Here is a 25,058-nt window from a genome sequence, read left to right on the forward strand (position 1 = left end):
AAAACCAATCCCAATTTTCGATGGACAAAAAATACGGTGTAGCAAAAACAGAAGCGGAGTGGAAAGAACAACTTTCTGCTGAAGAATATTATGTATTGCGTCAAAAAGGAACTGAAAGACCCCATACTGGTGAATTCGACCTTCATTTTGAAAACGGCGACTACTTCTGTAAAGCCTGTAACGCCAAATTGTTCGAAAGTGAACATAAATTCCATAGTGGATGCGGTTGGCCTTCCTTTGATGAAGCCGTAGAGGGTGCCATTGAGTACATCAGGGATACTTCGCACGGAATGATCAGAACCGAAACCGTCTGTGCCAATTGTGGTAGTCATTTGGGCCATGTTTTTAACGATGGTCCGCGAGAAACCACGGGTATGCGCTATTGCATAAATTCGGTGAGCATCGATTTTGATCCTGAAACCTAATGGACTTTCCTGAAAACTATCTTTCCAACGTCAAATTTGAATTCCATCGGTACAAAACCATGGGGGATGCAACTTTTGATCAATTATCAGAGGAGGATATGCATTGGAAATATGCTGAAACCGATAATTCCATAGCCGTTATTGTTAAACATTTAGCTGGCAATATGCTGAGTCGGTGGACCCAGTTTTTAACCGAGGATGGCGAAAAATCATGGCGAAACAGAGAATCGGAATTTGTTGATTCCCTAACCTCCAAAGAAGAAATTTTGGCCTATTGGGAAAAGGGCTGGAACTGTCTATTTACTGCTTTGGACGGCATCAATACCTCCAATTTTGATTCAAAAATCAAAATTCGCGGGGAAGCGCATACCATAGTGGAAGCCATCAATCGACAATTGGCGCACTACCCCAATCATGTGGGTCAAATAGCCTATATCGGAAAGATGATAAAAGGCAATGATTGGATTTCTTTATCCATACCCAAAGGAGGCTCCGACGCCTTTAATAAAAGCATGTTCAAATCGAAATAATACAGATTTCACAAACTCCTTTATTTTTGAATTTTTCACCTTGGGATTTGGAGTATGATTTCCGTACTTTTGCACCTGCCTAGCATAAAGCTATGCTTCGAATCTAACTATTAAAATAAAAATCTAATGAGCAAGTTCGATATAATTGTTTTGGGAAGTGGACCAGGTGGATATGTAACCGCTATCAGAGCCTCCCAATTGGGTTTTAAAACCGCTATTATTGAAAAAGAAAGTTTAGGTGGTGTGTGTTTGAACTGGGGATGTATCCCAACAAAAGCACTACTAAAATCTGCTCAGGTTTTTGAATATTTGAAGCATGCGGGAGATTATGGTCTAAGCGCTGAAAATGTTGATCACGATTTTGATGCCGTAGTAAAAAGAAGCCGCGGTGTTGCCGAGGGAATGAGCAAAGGTGTTCAGTTCTTGATGAAGAAAAATAAGATTGAAGTGATCAATGGTTTTGGTAAGGTAAAATCAGGAAAAAAAGTGGCTGTGACTTCAGACGGTGGCGAAACCACTGAATATACTGCTGACCACATTATTATAGCAACTGGTGCTCGTAGCCGCGAATTGCCAAGCCTACCACAAGATGGTAAAAAGGTGATCGGTTACCGTGAGGCCATGTCCTTAAAAGAGCAGCCAAAGAAAATGATTGTTGTAGGTAGTGGCGCCATTGGAATGGAGTTTGCCTATTTCTACCATTCAATGGGTACTGTAGTTACCGTTGTGGAATACATGCCCAACATTGTTCCTGTAGAGGATGAAGATGTTTCCAAGCAATTGGAGCGTAGCTTCAAAAAAACAGGAGTAAAAATCAAAACCTCCGCTGAAGTCACTAAAGTGGACACTTCTGGTGAAGGCGTAAAAGCTACCGTAAAAACATCCAAAGGTGAAGAAATTTTGGAAGCTGATATTGTATTATCTGCTGTAGGTATCAAAACCAATATTGAAAACATCGGGTTGGAAGATGTTGGAATTGCCACGGATAGAGATAAAATCATGGTAAATGATTACTACCAAACCAACATACCAGGATACTATGCCATTGGTGATGTTACCCCTGGACAAGCTTTGGCGCACGTTGCCTCTGCTGAAGGAATTCTTTGTGTTGAAAAAATAGCTGGAATGCACGTAGAAGCCTTGGATTATGGAAATATTCCTGGTTGTACCTACTGCATCCCAGAAGTAGCATCTGTTGGTTTGACCGAAAAACAGGCCAAAGAAAAAGGATACGAACTTAAGATTGGTAAATTCCCATTCTCTGCAAGTGGTAAAGCCAAAGCAGCAGGAAATCCAGATGGTTTTGTAAAAGTAATTTTCGATGCCAAATACGGTGAGTGGTTAGGTTGCCACATGATCGGTGTTGGCGTTACCGATATGATTGCAGAAGCGGTTGTTGCAAGAAAATTGGAAACCACTGGACACGAAATCCTAAAAGCAGTTCACCCACACCCTACCATGAGTGAGGCTGTGATGGAAGCTGTTGCGGATGCCTACGATGAAGTTATCCACCTTTAATCGCAAACATGCTTAAAATTTTTAGGGCCACCGCCATTTTAGAGGGCATTTCCTATTTGCTGTTGTTTGGCATGAGCATGCCATTAAAACATTGGGCAGATATTGCCGAACCCAACCAAGTTGTGGGTATGGCACATGGAATTTTGTTTATCCTTTATGTGGTTGTGGCCGTAGTTTTTTGCTGGGAGCGCAAATGGAGCCTTAAAAGGTTTTTTGTACTCTTTGTTGCGTCCCTTCTACCTTTTGGGACATTTTATGCCGATAAAAAATATTTGAAAGAGTTAGCCTAGAAAACTCTGAATGGCCAAATCATAACTTTGGAGTCCAAACCCAAGGATGACACCTTTGGCGCCTGGTGAAATATAGGAAACATGGCGATACTCCTCTCTTTTGTGGGTATTGGAAATATGCACCTCAACTACTGGAGTTGTAATTGCTTTAACTGCATCACCTATGCCAACAGAAGTATGTGTGTAAGCTGCGGCGTTTAAAATAATGCCATCAAAACTGAAACCGACTTCTTGAATTTTACCTATGAGTTCCCCTTCAATATTGGACTGGAAATATTCCAGTTCAGCTTGAGGGAATTTTTGCTGTAGAGTTTCAAAATAGGTCTCAAAAGTGGTACTTCCGTATACTTCGGGTTCTCTCTTACCCAACAAATTCAAATTTGGGCCATTAATGATCATTAGTTTCATGCAATCAAAAATACAATAAAAAGGAAAGGACGGAGAAATTCCGTCCTTTTAGCCTTAAAATCTTATGTATTTTAATTAAAAGCAAACTGCATCCCAAAGCCAAAGGCTCCGATGGCATTATCACCTTCACTTAACACGATAGCAGGTCGCCAATCAAAGTTGACCACAAATGGAACCCCATTTACTTTAAAGTCCAATCCAAGGTGAGGACGCAAGGCAAATCCATTATCAACATCCTTATAAAACACAATGCTCGGTCCCACACCCGCGTACCAGCGAAGTCCTCTAGCACCTACTATTCCTTTGTGATAGGAATATAAGAAGGTAACCATGGTAGCATTGTCCTCAAAAAGAAAATCAGCTTGGCCCACATGATGGTCAGAGAAAAAATATTTTCCCGATGCTCCAAAAAAAGTGGCTTCATCATAAATATCGATGCCCAACCCCAAGGCAGCTTTATAATTGGTTTGTGCCTGTACGGCCATAGATCCCAGCATAGCAAATGCCAAAACAAAAAGTAATTTTTTCATTTTATAAGTATTAATTGGTTAAGTATTCATGGTTCAACTGTCCGATTTGGGGTTATGAACAGTCTTTATTTTTTTTAAAAAAGGAACAAAAGTCCCAAGGCAACCATTGAAAAGCTCGCTCCATTGTTGCTAATAGTAATGTAAGAAGCGTTCAATTCCGTGTTACCCGTTATGTTATATCCAATGCTTGGTCTCAAATAAAACCCACCGTCATTTTCTTCATTTACACCTACGGCATATCCGATATCAGCACCCAATTTAAATTGATAGGTCGGGTACATTCTAATAGCTCCAGCAACAGGAATAAATTGAATATCCTCAAAAGAATAGCCAATTGTACCACCCGCAACGGTATCCGATTCTCCAAAAGCGTGAATATAACCACTGGCCAAGCCTAAATCGAAAAGCTCAGAAACACTCCAATGGTGTGCTAAATCCAATCCCAAGCCAAAACTTGAGAAATCGGAATAATCCCCTACTGGAATACCAGCAAATACACCTGCTTTAAAGCTACTTCTGTCCACTTGTTGTGCCGTGGCCACAAAGCCAAGGGCCATAATTGCCACTACTGCTAATAAAATCTGTTTTTTCATTGTTAAAGTTTTACTAATGCCTAACGCAATCGCTTAGGTATTAGTGTATAGAATGCGCTATAAATCCTACAAAAAACCATTAAATTGAGCGTTTGTTTTAACTCGACGGTGAAAATATTTCTTTACATCCATTTTTGATTCTTCCGTTTGACGAATACTGGTTTTGAATTGACCAATGCCCTTTTACAATTAAATTTTACGTCAATATTGTATTTATCTTTACCCTATGAACTGGGAACAGGCAATTAATGATTACCGTAACTACCTAAAAATTGAACGTGGCCTGTCCAAGAACTCCATCGTTAATTATACGTTGGACCTCCAAAAATTGGTGCAATACCTCAACGACCATGAAATAGAGGAAAAGCCCATTAAAATTGACCGTGAAATAGTTCAACAGTTTATTTATGATATTGCCAAAACAGTTAACCCCCGAACACAGGCACGTATTATTTCAGGATTAAAGGGATTTTTCAATTATTTGGTGTTTGAAGATTATCGGGAGGACAATCCGATGGATTTGATCGAAACGCCAAAAATTGGACGAAAACTTCCTGATACACTTTCTGTAGACGAAATCAACGATTTGATAAAGGCCATTGATCTTTCCAAACCTGAAGGGGAACGCAACAGAGCCATTTTAGAAACCCTATACGGATGTGGGCTACGTGTTTCGGAATTGGTTGGTTTAAAACTATCCGACTTATTTTTTGAAGAAGATTTCATAAAAGTGACAGGAAAAGGAAGCAAGCAACGGTTTGTACCCATAAGTGATGTCAATAAAAAATACATCAATATTTACCATAAAGAGATTAGAGTTCATCTTCCCATTCAAAAGGAACATGAAGATTTTGTTTTTCTCAACAGACGTGGAAAGCAATTAACACGCGCAATGATATTCACTATTATCAAACGCTTGGCCGAACAAATTGGGCTCAAAAAGAACATCAGTCCGCATACCTTTCGGCATTCATTCGCCACCCATCTTTTGGAAAACGGTGCCGACCTTAGGGCCATTCAACAAATGTTGGGACATGAAAGCATTACAACTACCGAAGTGTACATGCACGTAAATCGAAAACACCTCACAGATGTTCTCGAAAAATATCATCCTAGAAAGATTGAGGATTAAAATTTTACTCGAGTTCCCAATTCAATTCGGGTATTTACATCCTCTAATCCTAAACTATGAAAGTCATAGGTTCCCAGAGGTTGCACCAACTTTATTCCCATCATCATATTGGGGCGAATATCTTTTTCAACTCCGAAAAACAATTCTTGTCTAGGCACTGGATTTGGAAATCCTTTACCTTCATTGTATAAATCCCACTCTTGCTGATAACCGCCAATAACACTTGTGGTTTCGCTGATTCGTTGCTTTAAACGAGCTGCCAATTTAAGCCGATCCGCACCCCATCTTCGGTAATGTTCACCACCTAATCCGATTTCAGTATTTTCCCAAATACGACCATTGATTCGGAACCATCCGTAATGATCTATTTCGTTAAAACTTGGATAAGTAAAACCTTCTATGTAAAAAAAGGAATCCTTCTCGGGTTCTTCAAGTTGTATCGCTTGGCTATAGCCAATTTGACCCAATAGCACTAGTAGCGCTATATGATAATTGTGTAGTTTGAACATGGTAAGTGTTTGACAATGAAGTTACCATGTTTAATGTATCCTCCACCTATATTAGTGAAACTTTAACCTTTAGGTTATTCTTGTTTGAGCGTATCCCGCTCTGCTCTATTTTGCTTTTTGAACGGACGGATAATCAATCGGGCTTCACGGTCGAAGCGAATATAATTGTACACCCAATTGATAAAAACCACTACCCTATTCCTAAATCCAATCAAAAAATAAAGGTGAACGAACATCCAAACAAACCAAGCAAAAACACCTTGAAATCGAATATTCGGCATATCGACAACGGCTTTGTTTCTTCCTACGGTTGCCATACTACCCTTATCCCGATATTTAAACGGTTTCATGGGAATATCATCAATCAACCGAACAAGGTTTTCCCCTAAATTTCTTCCTTGTTGAATTGCGGGTTGCGCCATCATCGGATGTCCATGTGGAAATGCTTCCGTCTCCATTTGTGCTACATCACCAATGGCAAACACCCCCTCAACACCCTGAACTTGGTTAAACTGATCCACCTTTAATCGATTGCCTCTGGCCAACAAGTTTTCAGCATCCAATCCTTTAACGCCAACAGCACGTACTCCCGCAGCCCAAACCAAAGTTGCTGCCTCAAAAACGGTATCGCAATCAGTGCTGACAACTTTTCCATCGTAATCGGTTACCCGAATATTTTTCCACACATTCACCCCGAGTTTTTCCAGAAACCTTTCCGCCTTTTCGGATGCCTGTTCACTCATCGCAGGTAAAATTCTATCTCCACTCTGGATCAAATTTATTTGTGCCCGTCGGGTATCCAAATCAGGGTAATCTTTAGGTAAAATCCCCTTTTTAATTTCTGCCAAGGCTCCTGCCAACTCCACTCCAGTTGGGCCACCTCCGACAATCACAAAATTCATGAGAGCCTCTCTTTCGTGTAAATTATCTGTGAGGAGGGCTTGCTCAAAATTCTCCAATATCAAGCTTCGCAAATTCAAGGCCTGTGGAATGGTCTTCATGGCCATGCCGTTGTTTTCAATGCCTTTATTGCCGAAATAATTGGTTTCAGAACCCGTAGCGATCACCAGATAATCAAAAGTCATCTCCCCGATATTGGTTTTGATACTTTTCTTATCGGTGTCTACCTCCATCACATTGGCCAACCTAAAATAAAAATTAGGGTAGCCCTGCAATACTTTTCGAATTGGATAGGCAATGGAATCTGGCTCAAGTCCACCTGTGGAAACCTGATAAAGCAGAGGCTGAAAATTATGATAGTTATGCTTGTCCAGAAGGACAACTTGGGCATCTTTGTTACTTAATTTTTTAGCTAGGGCAATGCCCCCAAAGCCACCTCCGATGATTACAATTCGGGGATAACTTGACTGTGGAATATTCATGCTTGACATGCCAACAAATTTACGTATTCCCGTGCAGGGCATAACACGTAAGGTAGGGTTTTTTAGTATCTTTAGCGCCTAACTCAATAAAACTCCTAACAATGAAAAAAATTCTCCCATTGGGTGCCCTTTTGTTATTTGGTGCATCTACTTTGGTAGCTCAAAAAAAAGAAGCCGATGTAATCAAGGCTTTGGATGCCAAAACCGAAAAATATGGCGAAATCGCCCATGAAATTTGGAACTTGGCAGAAATGGGATACCTAGAAGAAAAAAGTTCTGCTTTATTACAAGAAACTTTGGCTGACGCTGGTTTTACCATTAAAACGGGTATTGCAGGAATTCCAACCGCTTTTATGGCCGAATACGGTTCTGGATATCCAGTAATTGGTATTTTGGGGGAATATGATGCCCTTCCAGGTCTTTCGCAGCAAGCCGTTCCAGAAAAGCAATCTGCTGGAGGTGCCGCAGGTCATGCTTGTGGTCACCATTTGTTTGGTACTGCCTCAACTGCTGCTGCTATTTCCGTAAAAGAGTGGTTGGCCAATAACAAAATTGAAGGTACTATCCGTTTTTATGGTTGTCCAGCCGAAGAAGGTGGTTCTGGAAAAGTATATATGGTTCGCGAAGGTGTTTTTGACGATGTAGATGTTGCCCTTCACTGGCATGCTGGTTCTGCCAATGCTGCAAGTGCTGGAGCCGCTTTGGCCAATAAATCTGCAAAATTTAGATTTCACGGGGTTTCTGCCCATGCTGCCGCTGCTCCTCAAATGGGACGTTCTGCCCTTGATGGTGTAGAAGCCATGAACGCCATGGTAAATATGATGAGAGAACACGTACCAGAAGATGCAAGAATCCACTACGTAATTACCAATGGTGGTAAAGCACCGAACGTGGTTCCTGATTTTGCTGAAGTGTACTATTACGCAAGACACAATTCAAGAGATGTGGTTACGGACATGTTTGACAGGATGGTAAAAGCTGCAGAAGGTGCTGCCATGGGTACAGGCACCACTATGGACTATGAAATGATCGGTGGAACCCACGAACTTCTGCCGAACCTGACCATTCAGCGCATAATGCATGAAAACTTGACCAAAGTAGGTGGGATAAAATACACTGCTGAAGAAAAAGCATTCGCAGAAAAAATTTCCAAGACCCTGGGTAGGGAAACATTGGACATTGCAACGGCTGAAAACGTGCAACCTTTTAAAGAAGAAGCCCAAGCGTTTGGTTCAACCGACGTAGGTGATGTAAGCTTTACTGTGCCAACCGCTGGTTTAGGAACTGCAACTTGGGTTCCAGGAACGCCTGCCCATAGCTGGCAAGCTGTTGCTGCTGGAGGGATGAGCATCGGTACAAAAGGGATGATGGTCGCTGCAAAAACATTGACTTTGACCGCTATGGATATTTTCAAAAATCCAAAAGTGGTTGAAGCCGCCAAGGCTGAGCTGATTGAAAGACGCGGCAAGGACTTTAAATATGTTCCTATGCTTGGAAACAGACCACCAGCATTGGATTACAGAAAATAAAAGACTTGGTTTTGTAACAAACAAGGCTTTATTCATACTTATCAATAAATAAAGCAACCCTTACCAACCTTTAGTGAACAAAGAACTGGAACATCGTTTTGTGACGGAACTTGAGGACAATCAGAACATTGTCCACAAGGTGTGCAGCCTGTACACCAACGACAAGGATTCCCATAACGACCTGTTCCAAGAAATCACGATACAACTTTGGAAAGCATACCCAAAGTTTCGGGGCGATGCCAAATTTAGCACTTGGATGTACCGCGTAGCGCTGAACACGGCGATTACATTGTACAGAAAATCCAAGAAAAGAGTCAAGACCCAAGATTTTGACTCCGTAGTACACAGAATCAAGGCCAATGATTACGATGATACGGAAGAACGGCAATTGAAATTGATGTACGACGCGATAAAACAGTTGGGCGATATTGACAAAGCATTGGTATTCCTTTATCTGGAAGACAAAGATTATTCTGAGATAGCCGAAACTTTGGGGATTTCCGAAGTAAACGCAAGGGTTAAGTTGAGCAGGGTAAAAACAAAATTAAAAACCATCTTAAACCCTTAATGGTATGGATGAATTGGAGCTCTTAAAAAAGGACTGGCAAAAACGGGAAGCACATCTTCCTAAATTGTCCTACGACCAAATATATAAGATGATTTGGAAGAAATCCTCCTCGATCATCAAATGGATATTCTACATCAGTATCCTTGAATTTGTGTTTTGGGCAGGTATAAATATTGGATTCAACAGTCCAGAAACCATGGCGGAGCTCAAGGCCATGCATATCCATAAAGTGATCATGGTGTTGAACATTATCAACTACATCATCATCCTATATTTTATCTATAAGTTTTACAAAAATTACAAGAAAATTTCCTTTACTGACTCGTCCAAAAAACTGATGAAGACCATTTTGGATGTAAAAAGAACCGTTACCCAATACGTTTGGTTCAATCTTATCATCTTCACCACCTTTTTGATCATTAACATGTATGGCGTTTTGATCTACGGCGAAGAAGGCAAAAAAATTATTGAAGCTGCATCTCAAGATGGTGATGCCTTTGTGTTTTGGGCCATGGTCATCGGAATATCCATAGTATTTACAGCCGCCATCCTCTTCTTGATCTGGCTGTTCTACAAACTACTTTACGGAATTCTACTAAAAAGACTTCGGGAAAACTATAATGAACTTAAAAAATTGGAAGTTTAATCGCCTTTGTAGCTATATCTTCTTTTTTGGTTCTCTTCTTCGTAAGCCATCAAATCTGCTTTGGATATCACTTTTAGGAAAGATGGATGTTGCTCAATGGCATATTCCAATTTTTCCAAAATCGCATCGATGGATTCGTTATCGTAATCAATTTCCAAAGGGGTTTTAATCTGCATGGATTGAAGAATACCCTTCTTTTTTACTCGTAATCCCTTTTTGTCGAATGAACGACGAAAGCCATCTATTACAACAGGAACCACAACAGGTTTATATTTTTTAATAATGTGTGCCGTTCCTTTTCGCAAAGGTTTCCATGGTGTAGTGGTACCTTGTGGAAAGGTAATTACCCAACCATCGTTAAGGGCTCTCCCAATATTGGAAATATCACTGAATTTTACTTGTCGATTTACATCTTGACCACCTGCTCTCCATGTCCTTTCAATACTGATGGAACCTGCATAGGCCAAAATTTTGGTCAACAAACTCTTTTTCATGGTTTCCTTGGCCGCCACATAATAAATATTCAATTTCGGATTCCAGAGATAGCCCAAATTTTTAATGTTGTCATCCCTGCCTTTTAAGCTGGCATTGAATACGTGGAACATGGCCACAACATCAGCAAAATAGGTTTGGTGATTGCTCACAAAGAGTACATTGGTATCGGGCAAATCACGAATAATTTGCGATCCTTCAATCTCCAGAGTATTAAAACCCTTATACCGCTGGTGCGTCATCATACCTGCGATACGAATCAACCATCGTTTTAAAAATAAAATATGTCCAAAAGGATTTTTCTTGAACAGACCCATGAATTGGCTTGTTTGATACTGCAAATTTACAAAAACACCGTTAAAGCACTTGCCGCAAAAGCTCTTTGATTTCGCTCAACATCATTGCCGTGGCGCCCCAAACGGTATAACCATTTAATCTATAAGCAGGTACATCTATATTTTTCGCGTAGGAAGTGGTCAAATTTTCCTCGATATGGTTCGAATCGTCCAAAAAATCGCTCAAAAATACCTCTACCAACTGTTCCACTTCACTTTCCTGAAGTACAAATGGTTGTGGTGAGGGATAAATTCCGATATAAGGCTGCACTAAAAAATTACTGGGCGGAATATACACTTCGCTCAATTCTTTAATTACCTCAACTCCTGAAGGGGGCACCCCAACTTCCTCATGGGTTTCCCGTAAAGCAGTTTCCAATAGGGTTTTGTCAATCCGCTCTTCCTTACCGCCAGGAAATCCAATTTGGTTCGAATGCACCCCTGGATAGGTCTTGCGTAAAATCAACAATAACTTGGTTTGCAATTCTTCATCAGGAAAAAACAAGGCCATTACTCCTGCACGTCTGGGGTTGGCATCTCGAACTTTATTTCGCTTCAACCACTCAATTCGCAGTTGAGGAGACATTTTATAATGCGAATCCTCTCCGGGAAGAGGGAGATTTTTTAATTTTAGAGCAAGTTGACAAAATTCATTAAAATCCATGCTGTTGAAACAATCGGCTTTTATCTCAAGTTTATTTCTATTTCTAATTATCTCCTGCGGAGAATCTCCTAAAAAAAGTACAGACAAAGTTCAGGAAAATATTGCAAAAACAGATACTGTTGCCGAGAGTGTAGTTGATACCACCTCAATTGAAAAGGAAGTTGAAGAAGAGGAACCCTTTGAGTTGACGGAAGAAAATGCCATTGATTTCTTTTTTGATTATGCCAAAACGCTTAAAGCAAACAAAGTAAAACTCACGACCACCCTCGGAAGTTTTACCATTGAACTTTATGACAATGTACCTTATCATAAAGCTAATTTTATCTATTTGGCACGTCAGAAATATTTTGACAGCACTCAATTTCATAGGGTTGTGAAAGATTTCATTATTCAAGGTGGTAACTCCGATGATAAGCGAACCGCACAAAAACGTTCTAAAATAGGGCGTTATTTATTGCCGCCAGATACTCGAAAAGGCCATAAACACCATCGAGGCACCATTTCTATGCCCAGTAGTGAAAGGGATAATCCGCATAAACTCGCCTCTCCTTATGAATTCTTTATTGTGGTGACCAAACCTGGCAGCTATCACTTGGATGGTTCGTATACCCCTTTTGGTCGTGTGATCGAAGGAATGGACATTGTGGATAAAATCAACAACGTACCAGTGGGGGATGGAGATTGGCCGTGGCAAAGTGTTTATATTCTTACCGCTGAAGTGCTATAGGTAAACTAAAAAAATATAAATTAGTTTACACGATTTAACAACTCACTCGACATGATTAAAACTCAAGATTTCATCTATGAAGGCGATGGAAAAACCTACCAAGGGGTACTCGCTTTTGATGACAGCCACACAGAGAAACGGCCAGCCGTTATGGTGTCCCACACTTGGTCGGGACAATCACAATTTGAAACCGACAAAGCCATAGCATTGGCAGAACAAGGCTACTTGGCCCTAGCCATTGATGTATATGGAAAAGGGAAAAGAGCCAAAGATGCCACGGAAGCCGAAGAACTTATGATGGAATTGCAAAATGACCGTCAAGAATTGCTCAACCGTCTCCTCCTATCCTTGAACGCCATTAAAAAACATGAGCTTGCCGATGCTGCCAAAATCGGAATTATTGGCTTTTGTTTTGGTGGAAAATGCGCATTGGATCTAGCACGCTCGGGAGTAGCCATTAAAGCTTCCGTATGTTTCCACGGTATTTTTGACCCACCTGGATTGGAGCAAGAGGAAGAAGTGGATATAAAAGCCAAAATTTTGGTACTCCATGGTTGGGAAGACCCTTTTGCTTTTCCAAAAGACATAGCAGCATTAGGTTATGAGTTAACCGAACGAAATGCCATTTGGGAAATTGATGTTTTTGGACACACGGGCCACGCCTTTACCAATCCGAATGCCAATGCACCAGACGATGGTATGATGTACAATCCATTGGCCACCGACCGTTCATGGCTTAGAATGTCAAACTTTTTTGAAGAGGTTTTTGCCGATTAACACTCGCAACGGCAGACTTTCCTTTTCGTCACTTGACGTTTCAAAAGCATCTTCTGTCACCCTTTTTCTTTCATAAATAGAAACAAGGGCAGCTATGATTATGAGATTTTTGAAGATGTACTGACCTACCAAGCTCAGGCCAAATGCCACTTGTGTAAATACTTGATCTGGAAAGAAAAATAAGGGTGTGAAGGTCAACACCATATGAACCAGAGCAGCCATGATTGCATATCTTCGAAACAGGCCCAAAACCAAGAGAATCCCAAGACCGACTTCCCAAACCGCCAATAAAAATAAGGCCACATCATCGGCCATAAAGCCAAATGTAAGTTGATGTATGGTGTTTTTGGCCAAATCTTCGGCTGGACTTAAGTGTGGAATAAATTTTAAGGCCCCAAACCATAGGTAAACAAGACCTATAGCTATGGAAATCAGTTGGTTTTTGAGGTTTTGTTTCATTGTATACGCGTTTTAACTTTTGAACTCGTTCATTAATTCTGGATCTACCTTTACTTTTTTATTCGAAAAGCGATAGGAAACCCCCACATTGATCAAATAATCTGCAAAGGCTGCATCACCATTTCTAGGATTACCAGTCAATTCTTCAGTTTGTTTGTCGGTAACACTTTGCGGACGTTCTCTTCGAACGGCAAAAGGCACATTCACATTCAAACTGAAATTATCTTTCATAAATGCTATCCCTGGATCAATGGACACCACATTTCCTGGTCTTCGGAACCCTTCATTACCCCCAATCAAATCTTTCACAGGCACACCTTCATAGCGAGCTCCCAAGGATGTAGAAATGGTATTGGACAACATTAAACTTGCACCTGCTCTTACCGAAAATTGGTCTGGCACGGCCATTATGGCTTCATTTTGTAGAATCGGACTCAAGGTTTCACGGAATGTGCGGGTTCCGTTAGTTTCTCTTGGGTTGATCAAGTAAAAACCGCCTCCGTAAGCGAAAAGTTTTTCAGCAATCTTTTGATAAAACTGAAAATCGACAGTGACACCAAAACCACCATCCCCAGGTTGAATACTTTGATCTACGGGACGTACTTGTGGACTTCCTTCTGGTCCTACGTTGTAAAAAATATCAGAAGCATTATAGTTTCCAGTGGGTAATTTAAAACCCAATCCTACCGCAATATTTCCGTTTTGATTTTTTTCAAGATCCAATAACCAGTAGCCCACTCCTACTCGGATATCGGCCAAACCTCTGGAAAAGGTTATATTACGTTCATCTCTTCCGTGTTCGTATAAAGATGAACGGGTATTGATCACTGTCGGAATGGTAATGCTGGTATAAAACCTATCCGTGATTCCATAGGTTAAAAAGAAATCCCATGAATGTGAATGATTGATTACTTCTGAACCATTGGCTACGCGATCTGGTTCTTCCTCTGTTCCCCTAAAATGACGGAACGATTTAAAATAGCGGTAATTGGTTCCTATTTGAATGTCGCCTGGACCCAACAAATTGTTTTCCAACGTATTCCCCACACATGAAGAGAAATGACGGATAGCCACACAGCCCTGTGCCTTAGCTGAGTGGAGGCCTAAAAATGAGGCAATAATGCATAGTGTAATAATTAGTGTTTTTGTTTTTTTCATTCGGCTTAGTTGATTGATTTGTGCCAAAACCCTGATTAAAAGGGCATTTGCAAAATTGTTTTGTTTTGTTCAAAGCCAAAATAGACCTATCCAAGCCTGAGAAAAGCTAATGGAAGTGTAAAAAACATTAAGAAAGGGTTAAGGGCCTTAATCAAGCATTAACCATAGGTGATAAAAGCATAATGATAGGGATGTTAATCCTTGGAACTATAAATATTGGGCAAGCGTACATCAAACTTTACCGCAACCAACCTTAGGGCAATCACCACCAAAATTGCGGCGATATAGGCATAGGTTTCCTTTATGGGTAATTGAATTAGCAAAAAGTAACTGGCACCACCTAAAATGCAGGCGGTAGCATAAATTTCCTTTCTAAAAATAACAGGGATTTCATTGCAGAGAATATCACGAATCACTCCACCAAAACAGGCCGTCATGGTACCCAAAAATATACACATAATGGGCAAAAGTTCTGCTGCCAAACCTTTTTCCACTCCTACCATGGTGTATAATCCAATCCCGATGGTGTCAAACAAAAACAACGATTTTCGAAGGTATTTGAGCTTGTTCACAAAGATGATGGCAAAAACCACCGAAATAAAAATAGTAATTACATAGGTTAGGTCTTGCATCCAACCCACTGGAGTATTTCCGATGAGCAAATCCCGTAAGGTTCCTCCACCAATGGCTGTCACAAATGCAATGATGAGAACGCCAAAAAGGTCCAACCGTTTTTCCATGGCGACCAAAACCCCAGAAATGGCAAAGGCCACAGTTCCCAATATATCTATAGTTTGATATAGCATCCTTACATCTTTTGGGTATAGTAGTTATAATCCTTGATTACCACATCCACAAATTCGATGGGTTTCATTTCGGTTTGGATTCCTGTTACTTCTTTGATCCGATTGTCCAAAGAAACAATTATGTTGTGGTTGCCATTCAACTTGGCGCCATCATATAATTCTTTAATGGTCTGAATTTCTCGATCTTTAAAAACAGTAACCTGAGAAAATGTAGGTTGATAGTCTTCAGGCAAATCTCGAAGTAAAGTATCATGTAGAGAAATTCGTTTCTTTTCACTGATCACTGTGGTGCCTGCAGCAATATCACCAAGACGTTGACCTTTACCTCTCAATAAAATTGTTAAAACAGCTCCACCACCAGAAGTCACTGTCACATCAATGATTCGAAGTGCCCATCGTACGAAATAATTCGCAAAGTTGGGTTTGGAACCATCGAGTTTCACCACACGAAGTGACATTGCCCCCTTGCCTATCGTTTTTCCGTTCATCAAGGTTTCAAACAATAAATAATAGAGAAAAGCTGGGATGGAAAGAATCAAATAAAATGCCCATTGATCTTCAAATTCAATATCCAAAGAAGCCAAAAAAACAAAAACCAAAATGGTATAGACCACGATTACAAAACTATCGATGATATAGGCCAACATACGCTCACCCAAATTGGAGGTGTTTTGTTGTATGGTTATATTTTGGGCCGTTTCTATTTGAAATTGTTCCATATTTTAGTTTCTTTACTTACAAACTAACCAGTTAATGCGAGAGGCCGCTTTTGTAAAGCAAAATAAGGATAAATGGGCCGCTTTTGAAAATGCCCTGAACAATAAAGGACGACTTCATCCTGACAAGCTTTCGGATTTATACATTGAGATTACCGATCACCTCAGTTACGCCAAAACCTTTTATCCCAATAGCAACACACAGTTATACCTGAATTCGCTAGCCTCACAAGCGCATCAAAAAATATATAAGACCAAACGAGAATCCAAGAACCGTATTGTTCATTTTTGGAAAACTGAATTCCCTTTAATGTTCTCCCAACATCACCGCGAATTATTGATTGCATTCTTGGTCTTTGCCTTTTTTACAACCGTGGGCGCATTTTCAGCTGCCAATGAAGGGGATTTTGTCCGTTCCATTTTAGGCAATGGGTATGTGAACATGACTTTGGAGAATATTGAAAATGGAGACCCAATGGCCGTTTATAAAAAACAAGGGGCATTTAATATGTTTTTGGGCATCACCATCAACAATATCAAAGTTGCGGTCTATGCCTTTTCATTTGGAATATTTTTAGGGATTGGGACTTTAATGGTGTTGCTCCAAAATGGGATTATGTTGGGCAGTTTTCAATACTTTTTCTACGATAAAGGACTACTTTGGGAATCGGCCCGCACCATTTGGATCCATGGTACCATTGAAGTTTCCGTAATCATTATTGCGGGTTGTGCTGGACTTGTATTGGCCAATGGTATTCTTTTCCCAGGCACCTATACCCGATTGGAATCTTTTAAAAGAGGAGTTAAAAACGGATTGAAAATTATGGTAAGTACCATCCCCTTTTTCATAATTGCGGGATTTTTGGAAGGTTTTGTGACCCGACATACCGAAATGCCCGATTGGCTGGCAATTTTAATTATAACCGCCTCGTTAAGCCTTATAGTATTCTATTACATTTTGTACCCATACCAAATCAAAAGAAAAACAGCTTATGCAAACACCACAGACCTATATTGAGTTTAAAAAACAACGTGAATTAGGGGAAATTCTCTCCGACACTTTTGGGTTTATTCGCAACCAATTCAAACCTTTTTTCGGCACTATCCTCAAAATAGTTGGGCCGTACATTGTGGTAATGTTGATTGCCATGGGTTTTTATATGTACACAGTAGGCGACATTTTTAATGTTGCTACCGTTTATAACACCGTACCTGATCTTTCACCAATTATAATGATTTTGGCCATAGTAGTGCTCATGTTCAGTTCAATTGCCGCTTACGTTTTGGCGCAGGGAACGGTGCTTCATTACATAAAATCCTATATCGCCAATAATGGTGTTGCCAATTATGATGACGTGCACAAAGAAGTGTATCGTTCCTTTTGGTCCTTGATCGGGTTGGGCATTTTGGTTGGATTATCTGTGTTTGTGGGGATGCTATTTTGTTTCATTCCTGGAATATATTTAGCTGTGCCGCTTTCAATTTCGTTTGCTATTCTGGTCTTTCTAAAGAAAGATGTAATGGAATCTTACAATTATAGTTTCACGCTCATCAAGGAAAACTGGTGGATAACCTTTGCTACACTACTTATAATTTACATTATTGTCGCTGTTGCCTCCTATGCCTTTAGTCTACCTTCGGTTGTTTATATGTGGATTAAAATGGGCATATTTTCTGGGGAAATGGATGCTGAAACTTTCAATTTGTTCAATGACCCAGTGTATTTGATTTTGAATGTGATCAGCACATTGATTCAATTTTTAATGAATATCATCCTGTTGGTTTCAACCGCATTTATATTTTTTAACCTTAACGAAAAGAAAAACTTTACAGGTACCTTTGAAAGAATCGACAACTTGGGGAAATCTTCAGAGGATTAATGCTACGAACACTGCTTTTTGGAATTTTACTTTTTTGTGCAACATCCATGTTTGCGCAACAAGATTCCATTGTGCAATACGATACTTCGGAGATTGAACCCCTTGAGGTTCGTGAAGAAGATTTAAGCGCCTACCGAAACAACGATGATTTCAATTACGAAATCGTGGAACAAGAATCCACTTGGTTGGATGATGTAAAAAATTGGTTCTACAATATCTTCCAACAACTATTTGAATGGATTTTTGGGGTGGAAAAAGCAACTAGCTTTTTGGCTACCTTCCTTCAGATTCTGCCATATTTGCTATTGGCATTGTTCCTTTATCTGGTGATTCGGTTTTTTGTGAATACCCATGCCCGATCTGTGCTTTTGAACAAGAAAAATCCCAATACAGTATCGCTATCCGAAGAAGAACGCATCATCAAAACCGAGGATATTGAACAACTCATTAAGGACGCTTTGGCGCAAAACGATTACCGTTTGGCCATCCGATATTATTATTTGTTCATTCTTAAGCAATTATCGGAGCGCAATTTAATTGATTGGCAACGACAAAAAACTAACGACGATTATATTGAAGAGCTTTCCAACCCTGAATTAAAAATTACCTTCGGCAAGGCCACTTTCTTATACGATTACATTTGGTATGGGGAATTTACCATTGATCAAGAACGGTACACCCAAGTAGAACAAGTATTTGTAACCCTTAAAAAATCAATCAACGCAGATGTCTAAAAAGGGTTGGATTTACATAGCGATTGCATTTTTTACCCTATTGGGGATATTTGTTTTGGAATACGGTAAACCCAAAAACATCAATTGGTTCCCATCCTATGTTTCACATCATAAAATTCCATACGGCACTATTGTTTTTAATGATTTGATGGAGAAACATTTCCCAAATTCAATTCAGCAAGTGCAGCAACCTCCCTTCGAGTTTTTAATGCGAAATGATGAGATTGAAGGCACCTACCTATTTATGAACGAATCCGTTGCTTTTGAAGAAGCAGAACTCCATACACTTTTAGATTGGGTAGATTTAGGAAACACCCTTTTTGTAGCTTCCGAATCATTTGATAAAACGTTACTAGACACATTGAATCTGGATTTGAAGAGTCTGTACAATACCAGCAAACTAGACCCAACCTTTTACCATCAATTGGTGAACCCCAAGTTGAGCAACACTCCTATTGCTTTCAAACAAGATTATTACGCAGAAACCTTTGGCGAAATAGACACATTGCAAACTGTAGTACTTGGTGAAGTTTATGGAGAATCGGATAGTACAGAAACCATTTCAAAGTCTGTAAACCTTATCAAACATCCTTTTGGTAATGGAGAAATCATTTTATCAAGTTTTCCCAAGGCCTTTACCAATTACTTTATACTAAAGGATAACAATCGGGAGTATACGGCAGGGATTATGTCCTACCTAAACAGAGCTGAAACTATTTATATTGACAATTTTCATAAGTCAGGAAAATCGTTCTACACCTCACCTATGTATCTATTTCTAAATACCAAAGAATTAAAATGGGCCTATTATCTAATTCTAATAGGAGCATTGGTCTATGTGATTTTTGAGGGCAAGCGAAAACAACGTGCCATTCCGATTGTGGAGCCCGTAAAAAACCAAACATTGGCTTTTACTCGCACCATTGCCGATATGTATTTTGAAAATGGGGAGCAAAAACTGATTGCAGAGCACAAGATTGCGTATTTTTTGGACTACATCCGAACCAAGTTGCATTTGCCCACACAAGAATGGGACGAAACCTTTTTTAATAATCTTGCTTCGCGAAGCAATGCAGAAGTGGAGGACGTAAAAGCACTTTTCAGTTTGATTGTAAGATTGCAGTCCAAAGAAAAAATAACCAATGAAGAATTGGAAAAATTGAACAAAAATATAGAAGCATTTAAAGCAAAAGCTGATGGAAAATAACGACTTGAACTTTGACAACAGGGTACCCTTGGAAGAATTGCGAACCACAGTAGACCAAATAAAAAAGGAACTGGCCACTGTGATTGTTGGGCAACATCAATTTATTGAATTGTTGATTGTCTCGATTTTGGCCGACGGTCATGCTTTGATTGAAGGTGTTCCTGGCATTGCAAAAACGGTTACAGCCAAATTATTTGCCAAAACCCTTAAAACAGGTTTTAGTCGAATCCAATTCACACCTGATCTAATGCCCAGTGATATTTTGGGAACCTCAGTTTTCAACTCAAAAACCACGGAATTTGAGTTTAAGCAAGGTCCTATATTTTCCAACATTGTTCTGATTGATGAAATAAACCGTGCCCCTGCCAAAACACAGGCAGCCTTGTTCGAGACCATGGAAGAACGTCAGGCAACCATCGATGGTACCACTTACCCCATGGGACAACCTTTTATGGTATTGGCCACCCAAAACCCTATTGAACAAGAAGGAACCTACGCCCTACCCGAAGCACAATTGGACCGCTTTTTATTTAAAATAAAAGTGGATTACCCTTCTGTGGAAGAAGAAGTACAGATCCTACAAACCCATCATGAACGCAAGGGAGAAAAGCCTCAAGACCATATTAAAGCAGTTTTGACGCCTAAAAAGTTAATGGAGTTCAAGAAGAACATCCATGAGGTGATTGTGGAAGGAAAAATCATGGATTACATCGCCAAAATCATTTCTCAAACTAGAAATCATCCACATTTATATTTGGGTGCCTCACCAAGGGCTTCCATTTCTACCTTGACTGCCGCTAAAGCATTTGCTGCCATTGCTGGACGTGATTTTGTGATTCCTGAAGATGTAAAAAAAGCCTTGGTTCCCGTACTCAACCACAGGGTAATTTTAACCCCCGAACGTGAAATGGAGGGTATGACGACAGAAAATGTCGTTTCCATGATCATAGAATCTGTTGAAATTCCCAGATAGTCATGCAGTTTTTAAGGTCATTTTACATACACACTAAATTTTTCTGGTACATCGCCATACTGGCAGCCAGTTTTGTTTTCTCCTATTGGGTTGCTGTAATTTACCCGATAGCATGGATTTTGGTGTATGTGCTATTGGCCTTTTTCTTTGTGGATATTTATCTTTTATATGCCACCCAAAATGCCATTTCGGCTAAAAGGGAATTGCCTCAAAAATTATCGAATAGTGATGATAATGTGCTATCGGTGCAATTGAGGTCAAAATATGCTTTTCCTACCAAAGTGGTTATTATAGATGAGCTACCCGTTCAGTTTCAAAAACGTGATTTTGAGTACAAAACTGAGTTATTGAAAAACGAAGATCATATCTACCAATATTCTGTTCGACCTGTGGAACGTGGCGAATATGTTTTTGGCAATTTGAATGTTTTTGCTTCCTCGCCCATTGGCATCGTAAAAAGAAGGTTTGTATTCCAAAAAGACCAAATGGTGCCAGTGTACCCTTCTATCATCCAAATGCAACAATATGATTTTTTGGCATCGAGCAACCGATTGACAGAATTTGGACTTAAAAAGATACGACGCATCGGTCACACCCAAGAGTTTGAGCAGATCAAAGAATACATTAAAGGGGATGATGTGCGGACCATCAACTGGAAGGCTACCGCAAAGAAGAGTCAGCTCATGGTGAACCAATACCAAGATGAACGTTCCCAGCCCATTTATTCCATCATCGATACCGGAAGGGTAATGAAGATGCCATTTAATGAGCTTAGTCTTTTGGATTATGCCATCAACGCAACCTTGGCTTTTTCCAATGTAGCACTTAAACGAAATGACAAAACAGGAATGTTGGCTTTTTCAAAAAACATTGAATCTTTTGTACCTGCGGTTCAAAAAATTACGCACCTCAACACTATTTTAGAGAGTTTGTACAACATCAATACCCGATTCTTGGATTCGGATTTTGGGTTGTTGTACGCGCACATTAAGCGGAAAGTAAATCAGAGAAGCTTATTGATGCTCTACACCAATTTTGAGCACATTTCTGCCCTAAAAAGACAATTGCCTTACATTTCTGCGATTGCCAAAAAACACGTACTGGTAGTTATTTTCTTTGAAAATTCTGAATTGGAATCTTTGATTTCAACCGATGCTGAGAATATTCAGGCCATTTACCATAAAACCATCGCAGAAAAGTTTTCTTTGGAAAAGCGATTAATGCAAAAGGAACTGCAAAAACATGGCATCCACACCATTTTGACCAAGCCCGAAAACTTGACCATCAATACCATCAATAAATATTTGGAAATAAAGGCTCGCGGACTTATTTAAGATCCACCTTACGAGAAAGACTAAGCGTATTTAAACTTGGAGGTGCATCGAACGACCCAATTTCAATCGGATTTAAATCTAATGGTTGATTCTCATAGAGGTCAGAATATCTACCCCGTAATCGTCTATTACTATCTTTTTTGGCAAAAAGTTCAATGGCCAAACCAACGGTCACTCCGCCTAAAACGGTCGCTGCCAAATCTTCGTTGTCCCAGCTATTATTTGGATTGGACGCATCAACAGCTTCCTTGGCAAGTCCTGCAATTGCACTACCTGCAACTGCACCCACAAAGGTCCAAACGCGATTCCCTTTTGAAGCCTGTTTGGCTATCCCAGCACCAGCAAGTCCGAAAAGACTTCCGCCAATAAAATGAAGGGTTTTATCGTGTTCCAATTGGCCATAGGAGCTTGAGGCCAATACAAAAAATATTAGGGTGGCTAATAGTGTTCTCATCTGCGGGTAAAAATATTGAATATCAGCAGAAATTACCTTGCCGTTCAACTAATAGTCCTGCATTTCATCCCGAGCCACATAGAATTCGGCCATCATATCAGCTAAAACCTGAGCTGCAGGCTTAATTTCATGGATTAAACCTGATACTTGACCTATCTCCAACTCCCCTTCTTCGGTATTACCTTCAAACATGCCCAACTTGGCCCTACCCCTACCTAAAAGTTGAATCAAATCTTCTTTTGAGGCACCTTCTGCATAGGCTGTTTGTACTTCTTGGTAAAATTTATTTTTGAGCAATCGAACAGGGGCCAATTCTTTTAAGGTTAAATGTGTATCTCCCTCTTGAGCATTTACCACCCATTCTTTAAAAATATCATGTGATGATGCTTCGGGGGTAGCTACAAATCGACTCCCTACTTGAACGCCGTCCGCACCCAAGACCATTGCGGCCAACATAGCTCTTCCTGTTGCAATTCCACCAGCGGCAATTAGGGGAATGTTAATTTTTTCCTTTACAGATGGAATCAAAACCATCGTTGTGGTTTCATCTCTTCCATTGTGACCTCCTGCTTCAAAACCTTCGGCCACCACAGCATCTACACCTGCCTCTTGAGCTTTAAGCGCGAACTTTACGCTGCTTACCACATGAACCACGGTAATACCCTTGCCTTGCAAATATTTGGTCCATGTTTTAGGATTTCCTGCGGATGTAAACACGATTTTCACCCCTTGGTCTACGATAATTTGCATCAGCTTTTCAATGTCGGGGTACAACATAGGCACATTCACCCCAAAAGGTTTGTCCGTTGCCTTTTTACATTTGATAATGTGCTCCTCCAACACTTCGGGATACATGCTTCCAGCCCCTAAAAGGCCAAGTCCGCCTGCGTTGGAAACTGCAGAGGCCAAACGCCATCCACTGGCCCAGACCATGCCGCCTTGAACAATGGGATATTCAATTCCGAAAAGTTGTGTGATTTTATTTTGCATGAAGATTCAATTCAAGATATCAGCAAAATAACCAAAATAATAAGGATTAGACTATGAAATCACCCCAGAACCGACCAACTCATCATCAATATACCAGGCTACAAATTGCCCCTCGGTGATTGCGGATTGTTTTTCTTTAAAATCCACATACAAACCATTTTCTACTTTGTAGAGCGTAGCAGGCTGTAAAGGTTGACGGTATCTGATTCGTGCCATCACTTCCAAAGTCTCATCTGCTTTTAAAGCCAAATCTGGTCGCACCCAATGTTCTTCATCAGCTTTTACAAACAAGGTGTTGCGCAAAAGTCCAGGATGGGTTTTTCCTTGTCCTGTATAAATGATATTTTGGTCCACATCGGTATCGATAACAAACAAAGGTTCCTTGGTGCCTCCTACATTGAGTCCTTTTCGTTGCCCGATGGTAAAGTAATGAGCCCCTTGATGTTCTCCAACCACCTTTCCATCTTCCAAAGCATATACCCGTTTTTCCGCCTGAAACGCCAATTTTTCCTTGGGTGTGTGGAATTCTGGAACCTCAACTTCAAATTGTGAAGCGGTGCTGGGCACCTCAACAATAACCCCTTTTTTGGGTTTTAATTTCTGCTGTAAAAATTCAGGTAGGTGCACCTTACCCACAAAACACAAGCCTTGGGAATCTTTTTTATCGGCTGTAATCAAATCGTTTTCCGCTGCTATTTTTCGAACCTCTGGCTTTAACAATTCTCCAATGGGAAATAAGGTTTTGGACAATTGTTCTTGCGACAGTTGACATAAAAAATAGGATTGATCCTTGTTCGGGTCCTTTCCCGCCAACAATTGATAGGTTTCGGTTCCATCTTCATTTTGGATGGTTCCTTTACGGCAATAATGTCCTGTGGCCACGTAATCTGCACCGAGTTGCAAGGCAATCTTTAAAAAGACATCAAACTTGATCTCACGGTTGCAAAGCACATCTGGATTGGGTGTCCTTCCCCTTTCGTATTCGTTGAACATATAATCCACGATACGCTCCTTGTATTCCGCACTCAAATCCACCGTTTGAAATGGTATGCCCAACTTCTCGGCAACTATCAACGCATCATTGCTGTCCTCCAACCAAGGGCATTCTTCGGAAATGGTCACAGAATCATCGTGCCAGTTCTTCATGAACAGGCCAATCACCTCATAACCCTGCTCTTTGAGCAGGTATGCTGCCACACTGGAATCCACTCCACCTGAAAGTCCCACAACTACCTTTTTCATTGCAATCATTTAAGGGTACAAAAATACAAAAAGGGTCTTATTAAACCGAT

At 40.3% G+C, this 25,058-nt stretch carries 30 protein-coding genes; 16 read left to right on the forward strand and 14 right to left on the reverse strand.

The window, feature by feature from the left end; translation table 11 throughout:
• The first annotated feature begins 20 nt into the window (after positions 1–20).
• The 4 genes from msrB (at position 21) to BLQ18_RS14295 (ending at position 2,763) form a co-directional block, all read left to right on the forward strand.
• Positions 21–425, forward strand: coding sequence for a peptide-methionine (R)-S-oxide reductase MsrB (gene msrB, locus BLQ18_RS14280; RefSeq protein ID WP_090298038.1), 405 nt, complete (start codon positions 21–23; stop codon positions 423–425).
• Entirely contained in the window at positions 425–955 is a 531-nt protein-coding gene (locus tag BLQ18_RS14285) for a DUF1572 family protein (RefSeq protein WP_090298041.1), read from the forward strand. The genes msrB and BLQ18_RS14285 overlap by 1 nt, the downstream gene beginning before the upstream one ends.
• 126 nt (positions 956–1,081) lie before the next feature.
• Positions 1,082–2,473 carry a dihydrolipoyl dehydrogenase gene (gene lpdA, locus BLQ18_RS14290; RefSeq protein WP_090298044.1) on the forward strand — a complete coding sequence of 464 codons (1,392 nt, stop codon included), beginning with the start codon at positions 1,082–1,084 and terminating at the stop codon, positions 2,471–2,473.
• A gap of 8 nt (positions 2,474–2,481) precedes the next feature.
• Positions 2,482–2,763 (forward strand): DUF3817 domain-containing protein, encoded by a 282-nt coding sequence (locus BLQ18_RS14295; protein WP_090298047.1) that lies wholly within the window; start codon positions 2,482–2,484, stop codon positions 2,761–2,763.
• On the opposite strand, the gene aroQ is transcribed toward BLQ18_RS14295, so the two are convergent.
• The 3 genes from aroQ to BLQ18_RS14310 form a co-directional block, all read right to left on the reverse strand.
• On the reverse strand, positions 2,755–3,171 hold the full coding sequence (aroQ, locus tag BLQ18_RS14300) for a type II 3-dehydroquinate dehydratase (protein ID WP_090298049.1): 417 nt from the start codon (positions 3,169–3,171) through the stop codon (positions 2,755–2,757). The two genes, BLQ18_RS14295 and aroQ, sit on opposite strands and share 9 nt — an antisense overlap.
• A gap of 71 nt (positions 3,172–3,242) precedes the next feature.
• Positions 3,243–3,701 carry a hypothetical protein gene (locus BLQ18_RS14305; protein ID WP_090298051.1) on the reverse strand — a complete coding sequence of 153 codons (459 nt, stop codon included), beginning with the start codon at positions 3,699–3,701 and terminating at the stop codon, positions 3,243–3,245.
• A gap of 74 nt (positions 3,702–3,775) precedes the next feature.
• Entirely contained in the window at positions 3,776–4,294 is a 519-nt protein-coding gene (locus BLQ18_RS14310; protein WP_090298054.1) for a hypothetical protein, read from the reverse strand.
• A gap of 226 nt (positions 4,295–4,520) precedes the next feature.
• Between BLQ18_RS14310 and xerD the strand changes: the two genes are divergently transcribed.
• Positions 4,521–5,426, forward strand: a complete 906-nt coding sequence (gene xerD, locus BLQ18_RS14315) for a site-specific tyrosine recombinase XerD (RefSeq protein ID WP_090298057.1) — start codon at positions 4,521–4,523, stop codon at positions 5,424–5,426.
• On the opposite strand, the gene BLQ18_RS14320 is transcribed toward xerD, so the two are convergent.
• On the reverse strand, positions 5,423–5,935 hold the full coding sequence (locus BLQ18_RS14320) for a hypothetical protein (RefSeq protein WP_090298060.1): 513 nt from the start codon (positions 5,933–5,935) through the stop codon (positions 5,423–5,425). The two genes, xerD and BLQ18_RS14320, sit on opposite strands and share 4 nt — an antisense overlap.
• Positions 5,936–6,009: 74 nt before the next feature.
• Complete coding sequence (locus BLQ18_RS14325) at positions 6,010–7,317, reverse strand: NAD(P)/FAD-dependent oxidoreductase (protein ID WP_090298063.1); 1,308 nt, start codon at positions 7,315–7,317, stop codon at positions 6,010–6,012.
• 101 nt (positions 7,318–7,418) lie between these two features.
• Between BLQ18_RS14325 and BLQ18_RS14330 the strand changes: the two genes are divergently transcribed.
• The 3 genes from BLQ18_RS14330 to BLQ18_RS14340 all read left to right on the forward strand — a co-directional run bounded on the left by BLQ18_RS14330 (position 7,419) and on the right by BLQ18_RS14340 (position 10,060).
• Positions 7,419–8,846 carry an amidohydrolase gene (locus tag BLQ18_RS14330; protein ID WP_090298066.1) on the forward strand — a complete coding sequence of 476 codons (1,428 nt, stop codon included), beginning with the start codon at positions 7,419–7,421 and terminating at the stop codon, positions 8,844–8,846.
• Between the two features lie 73 nt (positions 8,847–8,919).
• Entirely contained in the window at positions 8,920–9,414 is a 495-nt protein-coding gene (locus BLQ18_RS14335) for an RNA polymerase sigma factor (RefSeq protein WP_090298069.1), read from the forward strand.
• A 4-nt stretch (positions 9,415–9,418) separates the two neighbouring features.
• A complete protein-coding gene (locus tag BLQ18_RS14340) occupies positions 9,419–10,060 on the forward strand; it encodes a hypothetical protein (RefSeq protein ID WP_090298072.1) in 642 nt (213 codons plus the stop codon).
• Here BLQ18_RS14340 and BLQ18_RS14345 read toward each other — a convergent pair.
• Together BLQ18_RS14345 and BLQ18_RS14350 are read right to left on the reverse strand one after the other, a co-directional pair.
• Entirely contained in the window at positions 10,057–10,869 is an 813-nt protein-coding gene (locus BLQ18_RS14345; protein WP_090298075.1) for a lysophospholipid acyltransferase family protein, read from the reverse strand. The genes BLQ18_RS14340 and BLQ18_RS14345 overlap by 4 nt on opposite strands.
• Positions 10,870–10,909: 40 nt before the next feature.
• The gene (locus tag BLQ18_RS14350; protein ID WP_090298078.1) at positions 10,910–11,551 is read right to left on the reverse strand and encodes an NUDIX hydrolase; all 642 of its coding nucleotides are present in this window, start codon (positions 11,549–11,551) and stop codon (positions 10,910–10,912) included.
• On the opposite strand from BLQ18_RS14350, the gene BLQ18_RS14355 reads away from it, so the two are divergent.
• Positions 11,550–12,278, forward strand: a complete 729-nt coding sequence (locus BLQ18_RS14355; protein WP_090298081.1) for a peptidylprolyl isomerase — start codon at positions 11,550–11,552, stop codon at positions 12,276–12,278. The two genes, BLQ18_RS14350 and BLQ18_RS14355, sit on opposite strands and share 2 nt — an antisense overlap.
• A gap of 51 nt (positions 12,279–12,329) precedes the next feature.
• Positions 12,330–13,055 (forward strand): dienelactone hydrolase family protein, encoded by a 726-nt coding sequence (locus BLQ18_RS14360; protein WP_090298084.1) that lies wholly within the window; start codon positions 12,330–12,332, stop codon positions 13,053–13,055.
• Here the strand turns inward: BLQ18_RS14360 and BLQ18_RS14365 are convergent.
• The 4 genes from BLQ18_RS14365 to BLQ18_RS14380 form a co-directional block, all read right to left on the reverse strand.
• Complete coding sequence (locus BLQ18_RS14365) at positions 13,023–13,514, reverse strand: DoxX family membrane protein (RefSeq protein WP_090298087.1); 492 nt, start codon at positions 13,512–13,514, stop codon at positions 13,023–13,025. The genes BLQ18_RS14360 and BLQ18_RS14365 overlap by 33 nt on opposite strands.
• 12 nt (positions 13,515–13,526) lie before the next feature.
• A complete protein-coding gene (locus tag BLQ18_RS14370) occupies positions 13,527–14,672 on the reverse strand; it encodes a hypothetical protein (RefSeq protein WP_090298091.1) in 1,146 nt (381 codons plus the stop codon).
• Positions 14,673–14,866: 194 nt separating this feature from the next.
• Complete coding sequence (locus tag BLQ18_RS14375) at positions 14,867–15,478, reverse strand: trimeric intracellular cation channel family protein (RefSeq protein ID WP_090298094.1); 612 nt, start codon at positions 15,476–15,478, stop codon at positions 14,867–14,869.
• A 2-nt stretch (positions 15,479–15,480) separates the two neighbouring features.
• The gene (locus tag BLQ18_RS14380; RefSeq protein WP_090298097.1) at positions 15,481–16,197 is read right to left on the reverse strand and encodes an RDD family protein; all 717 of its coding nucleotides are present in this window, start codon (positions 16,195–16,197) and stop codon (positions 15,481–15,483) included.
• Positions 16,198–16,231: 34 nt separating this feature from the next.
• Between BLQ18_RS14380 and BLQ18_RS14385 the strand changes: the two genes are divergently transcribed.
• From BLQ18_RS14385 to BLQ18_RS14410, 6 genes are read left to right on the forward strand one after another with little or no spacing between them, the layout of a single operon-like run.
• Positions 16,232–17,212: a stage II sporulation protein M gene (locus BLQ18_RS14385; RefSeq protein ID WP_090298099.1), complete on the forward strand. Its 981-nt coding sequence runs from the start codon at positions 16,232–16,234 to the stop codon at positions 17,210–17,212.
• Positions 17,187–18,074, forward strand: coding sequence for a hypothetical protein (locus tag BLQ18_RS14390; RefSeq protein ID WP_090298102.1), 888 nt, complete (start codon positions 17,187–17,189; stop codon positions 18,072–18,074). Before BLQ18_RS14385 ends, BLQ18_RS14390 begins: the two co-directional genes overlap by 26 nt.
• Positions 18,074–18,808 (forward strand): DUF4129 domain-containing protein, encoded by a 735-nt coding sequence (locus BLQ18_RS14395; RefSeq protein WP_090298104.1) that lies wholly within the window; start codon positions 18,074–18,076, stop codon positions 18,806–18,808. The genes BLQ18_RS14390 and BLQ18_RS14395 overlap by 1 nt, the downstream gene beginning before the upstream one ends.
• Complete coding sequence (locus BLQ18_RS14400) at positions 18,801–20,015, forward strand: DUF4350 domain-containing protein (protein WP_090298107.1); 1,215 nt, start codon at positions 18,801–18,803, stop codon at positions 20,013–20,015. Before BLQ18_RS14395 ends, BLQ18_RS14400 begins: the two co-directional genes overlap by 8 nt.
• Positions 20,005–20,988: an AAA family ATPase gene (locus tag BLQ18_RS14405; protein WP_090298111.1), complete on the forward strand. Its 984-nt coding sequence runs from the start codon at positions 20,005–20,007 to the stop codon at positions 20,986–20,988. The genes BLQ18_RS14400 and BLQ18_RS14405 overlap by 11 nt, the downstream gene beginning before the upstream one ends.
• Positions 20,989–20,990: 2 nt before the next feature.
• Entirely contained in the window at positions 20,991–22,322 is a 1,332-nt protein-coding gene (locus BLQ18_RS14410) for a DUF58 domain-containing protein (protein WP_090298114.1), read from the forward strand.
• On the opposite strand, the gene BLQ18_RS14415 is transcribed toward BLQ18_RS14410, so the two are convergent.
• From BLQ18_RS14415 to mnmA, 3 genes are read right to left on the reverse strand one after another with little or no spacing between them, the layout of a single operon-like run.
• On the reverse strand, positions 22,315–22,776 hold the full coding sequence (locus BLQ18_RS14415; protein WP_175443777.1) for a hypothetical protein: 462 nt from the start codon (positions 22,774–22,776) through the stop codon (positions 22,315–22,317). The genes BLQ18_RS14410 and BLQ18_RS14415 overlap by 8 nt on opposite strands.
• A 48-nt stretch (positions 22,777–22,824) precedes the next feature.
• The gene (locus BLQ18_RS14420) at positions 22,825–23,766 is read right to left on the reverse strand and encodes an NAD(P)H-dependent flavin oxidoreductase (RefSeq protein ID WP_090298116.1); all 942 of its coding nucleotides are present in this window, start codon (positions 23,764–23,766) and stop codon (positions 22,825–22,827) included.
• Between the two features lie 51 nt (positions 23,767–23,817).
• Entirely contained in the window at positions 23,818–25,008 is a 1,191-nt protein-coding gene (mnmA, locus tag BLQ18_RS14425) for a tRNA 2-thiouridine(34) synthase MnmA (protein WP_090298241.1), read from the reverse strand.
• Positions 25,009–25,058: the final 50 nt, after the last annotated feature.

The organism is Flagellimonas zhangzhouensis (genome assembly GCF_900102925.1).
Lineage (GTDB): Bacteria > Bacteroidota > Bacteroidia > Flavobacteriales > Flavobacteriaceae > Flagellimonas > Flagellimonas zhangzhouensis.

What these genes read in the sequence shown, in the direction of transcription:
- msrB (WP_090298038.1), top strand. Translation starts at nt 21, where the DNA reads ATGGACAAAAAATACGGTGTAGCAAAAACAGAAGCGGAGTGGAAAGAA.
- BLQ18_RS14285 (WP_090298041.1), top strand. Translation starts at nt 425, where the DNA reads ATGGACTTTCCTGAAAACTATCTTTCCAACGTCAAATTTGAATTCCAT.
- lpdA (WP_090298044.1), top strand. Translation starts at nt 1,082, where the DNA reads ATGAGCAAGTTCGATATAATTGTTTTGGGAAGTGGACCAGGTGGATAT.
- BLQ18_RS14295 (WP_090298047.1), top strand. Translation starts at nt 2,482, where the DNA reads ATGCTTAAAATTTTTAGGGCCACCGCCATTTTAGAGGGCATTTCCTAT.
- aroQ (WP_090298049.1), bottom strand. Translation starts at nt 3,171, where the DNA reads ATGAAACTAATGATCATTAATGGCCCAAATTTGAATTTGTTGGGTAAG.
- BLQ18_RS14305 (WP_090298051.1), bottom strand. Translation starts at nt 3,701, where the DNA reads ATGAAAAAATTACTTTTTGTTTTGGCATTTGCTATGCTGGGATCTATG.
- BLQ18_RS14310 (WP_090298054.1), bottom strand. Translation starts at nt 4,294, where the DNA reads ATGAAAAAACAGATTTTATTAGCAGTAGTGGCAATTATGGCCCTTGGC.
- xerD (WP_090298057.1), top strand. Translation starts at nt 4,521, where the DNA reads ATGAACTGGGAACAGGCAATTAATGATTACCGTAACTACCTAAAAATT.
- BLQ18_RS14320 (WP_090298060.1), bottom strand. Translation starts at nt 5,935, where the DNA reads ATGTTCAAACTACACAATTATCATATAGCGCTACTAGTGCTATTGGGT.
- BLQ18_RS14325 (WP_090298063.1), bottom strand. Translation starts at nt 7,317, where the DNA reads ATGAATATTCCACAGTCAAGTTATCCCCGAATTGTAATCATCGGAGGT.
- BLQ18_RS14330 (WP_090298066.1), top strand. Translation starts at nt 7,419, where the DNA reads ATGAAAAAAATTCTCCCATTGGGTGCCCTTTTGTTATTTGGTGCATCT.
- BLQ18_RS14340 (WP_090298072.1), top strand. Translation starts at nt 9,419, where the DNA reads ATGGATGAATTGGAGCTCTTAAAAAAGGACTGGCAAAAACGGGAAGCA.
- BLQ18_RS14345 (WP_090298075.1), bottom strand. Translation starts at nt 10,869, where the DNA reads ATGGGTCTGTTCAAGAAAAATCCTTTTGGACATATTTTATTTTTAAAA.
- BLQ18_RS14355 (WP_090298081.1), top strand. Translation starts at nt 11,550, where the DNA reads ATGCTGTTGAAACAATCGGCTTTTATCTCAAGTTTATTTCTATTTCTA.
- BLQ18_RS14350 (WP_090298078.1), bottom strand. Translation starts at nt 11,551, where the DNA reads ATGGATTTTAATGAATTTTGTCAACTTGCTCTAAAATTAAAAAATCTC.
- BLQ18_RS14360 (WP_090298084.1), top strand. Translation starts at nt 12,330, where the DNA reads ATGATTAAAACTCAAGATTTCATCTATGAAGGCGATGGAAAAACCTAC.
- BLQ18_RS14365 (WP_090298087.1), bottom strand. Translation starts at nt 13,514, where the DNA reads ATGAAACAAAACCTCAAAAACCAACTGATTTCCATAGCTATAGGTCTT.
- BLQ18_RS14370 (WP_090298091.1), bottom strand. Translation starts at nt 14,672, where the DNA reads ATGAAAAAAACAAAAACACTAATTATTACACTATGCATTATTGCCTCA.
- BLQ18_RS14375 (WP_090298094.1), bottom strand. Translation starts at nt 15,478, where the DNA reads ATGCTATATCAAACTATAGATATATTGGGAACTGTGGCCTTTGCCATT.
- BLQ18_RS14380 (WP_090298097.1), bottom strand. Translation starts at nt 16,197, where the DNA reads ATGGAACAATTTCAAATAGAAACGGCCCAAAATATAACCATACAACAA.
- BLQ18_RS14385 (WP_090298099.1), top strand. Translation starts at nt 16,232, where the DNA reads ATGCGAGAGGCCGCTTTTGTAAAGCAAAATAAGGATAAATGGGCCGCT.
- BLQ18_RS14390 (WP_090298102.1), top strand. Translation starts at nt 17,187, where the DNA reads ATGCAAACACCACAGACCTATATTGAGTTTAAAAAACAACGTGAATTA.
- BLQ18_RS14395 (WP_090298104.1), top strand. Translation starts at nt 18,074, where the DNA reads ATGCTACGAACACTGCTTTTTGGAATTTTACTTTTTTGTGCAACATCC.
- BLQ18_RS14400 (WP_090298107.1), top strand. Translation starts at nt 18,801, where the DNA reads ATGTCTAAAAAGGGTTGGATTTACATAGCGATTGCATTTTTTACCCTA.
- BLQ18_RS14405 (WP_090298111.1), top strand. Translation starts at nt 20,005, where the DNA reads ATGGAAAATAACGACTTGAACTTTGACAACAGGGTACCCTTGGAAGAA.
- BLQ18_RS14410 (WP_090298114.1), top strand. Translation starts at nt 20,991, where the DNA reads ATGCAGTTTTTAAGGTCATTTTACATACACACTAAATTTTTCTGGTAC.
- BLQ18_RS14415 (WP_175443777.1), bottom strand. Translation starts at nt 22,776, where the DNA reads ATGAGAACACTATTAGCCACCCTAATATTTTTTGTATTGGCCTCAAGC.
- BLQ18_RS14420 (WP_090298116.1), bottom strand. Translation starts at nt 23,766, where the DNA reads ATGCAAAATAAAATCACACAACTTTTCGGAATTGAATATCCCATTGTT.
- mnmA (WP_090298241.1), bottom strand. Translation starts at nt 25,008, where the DNA reads ATGAAAAAGGTAGTTGTGGGACTTTCAGGTGGAGTGGATTCCAGTGTG.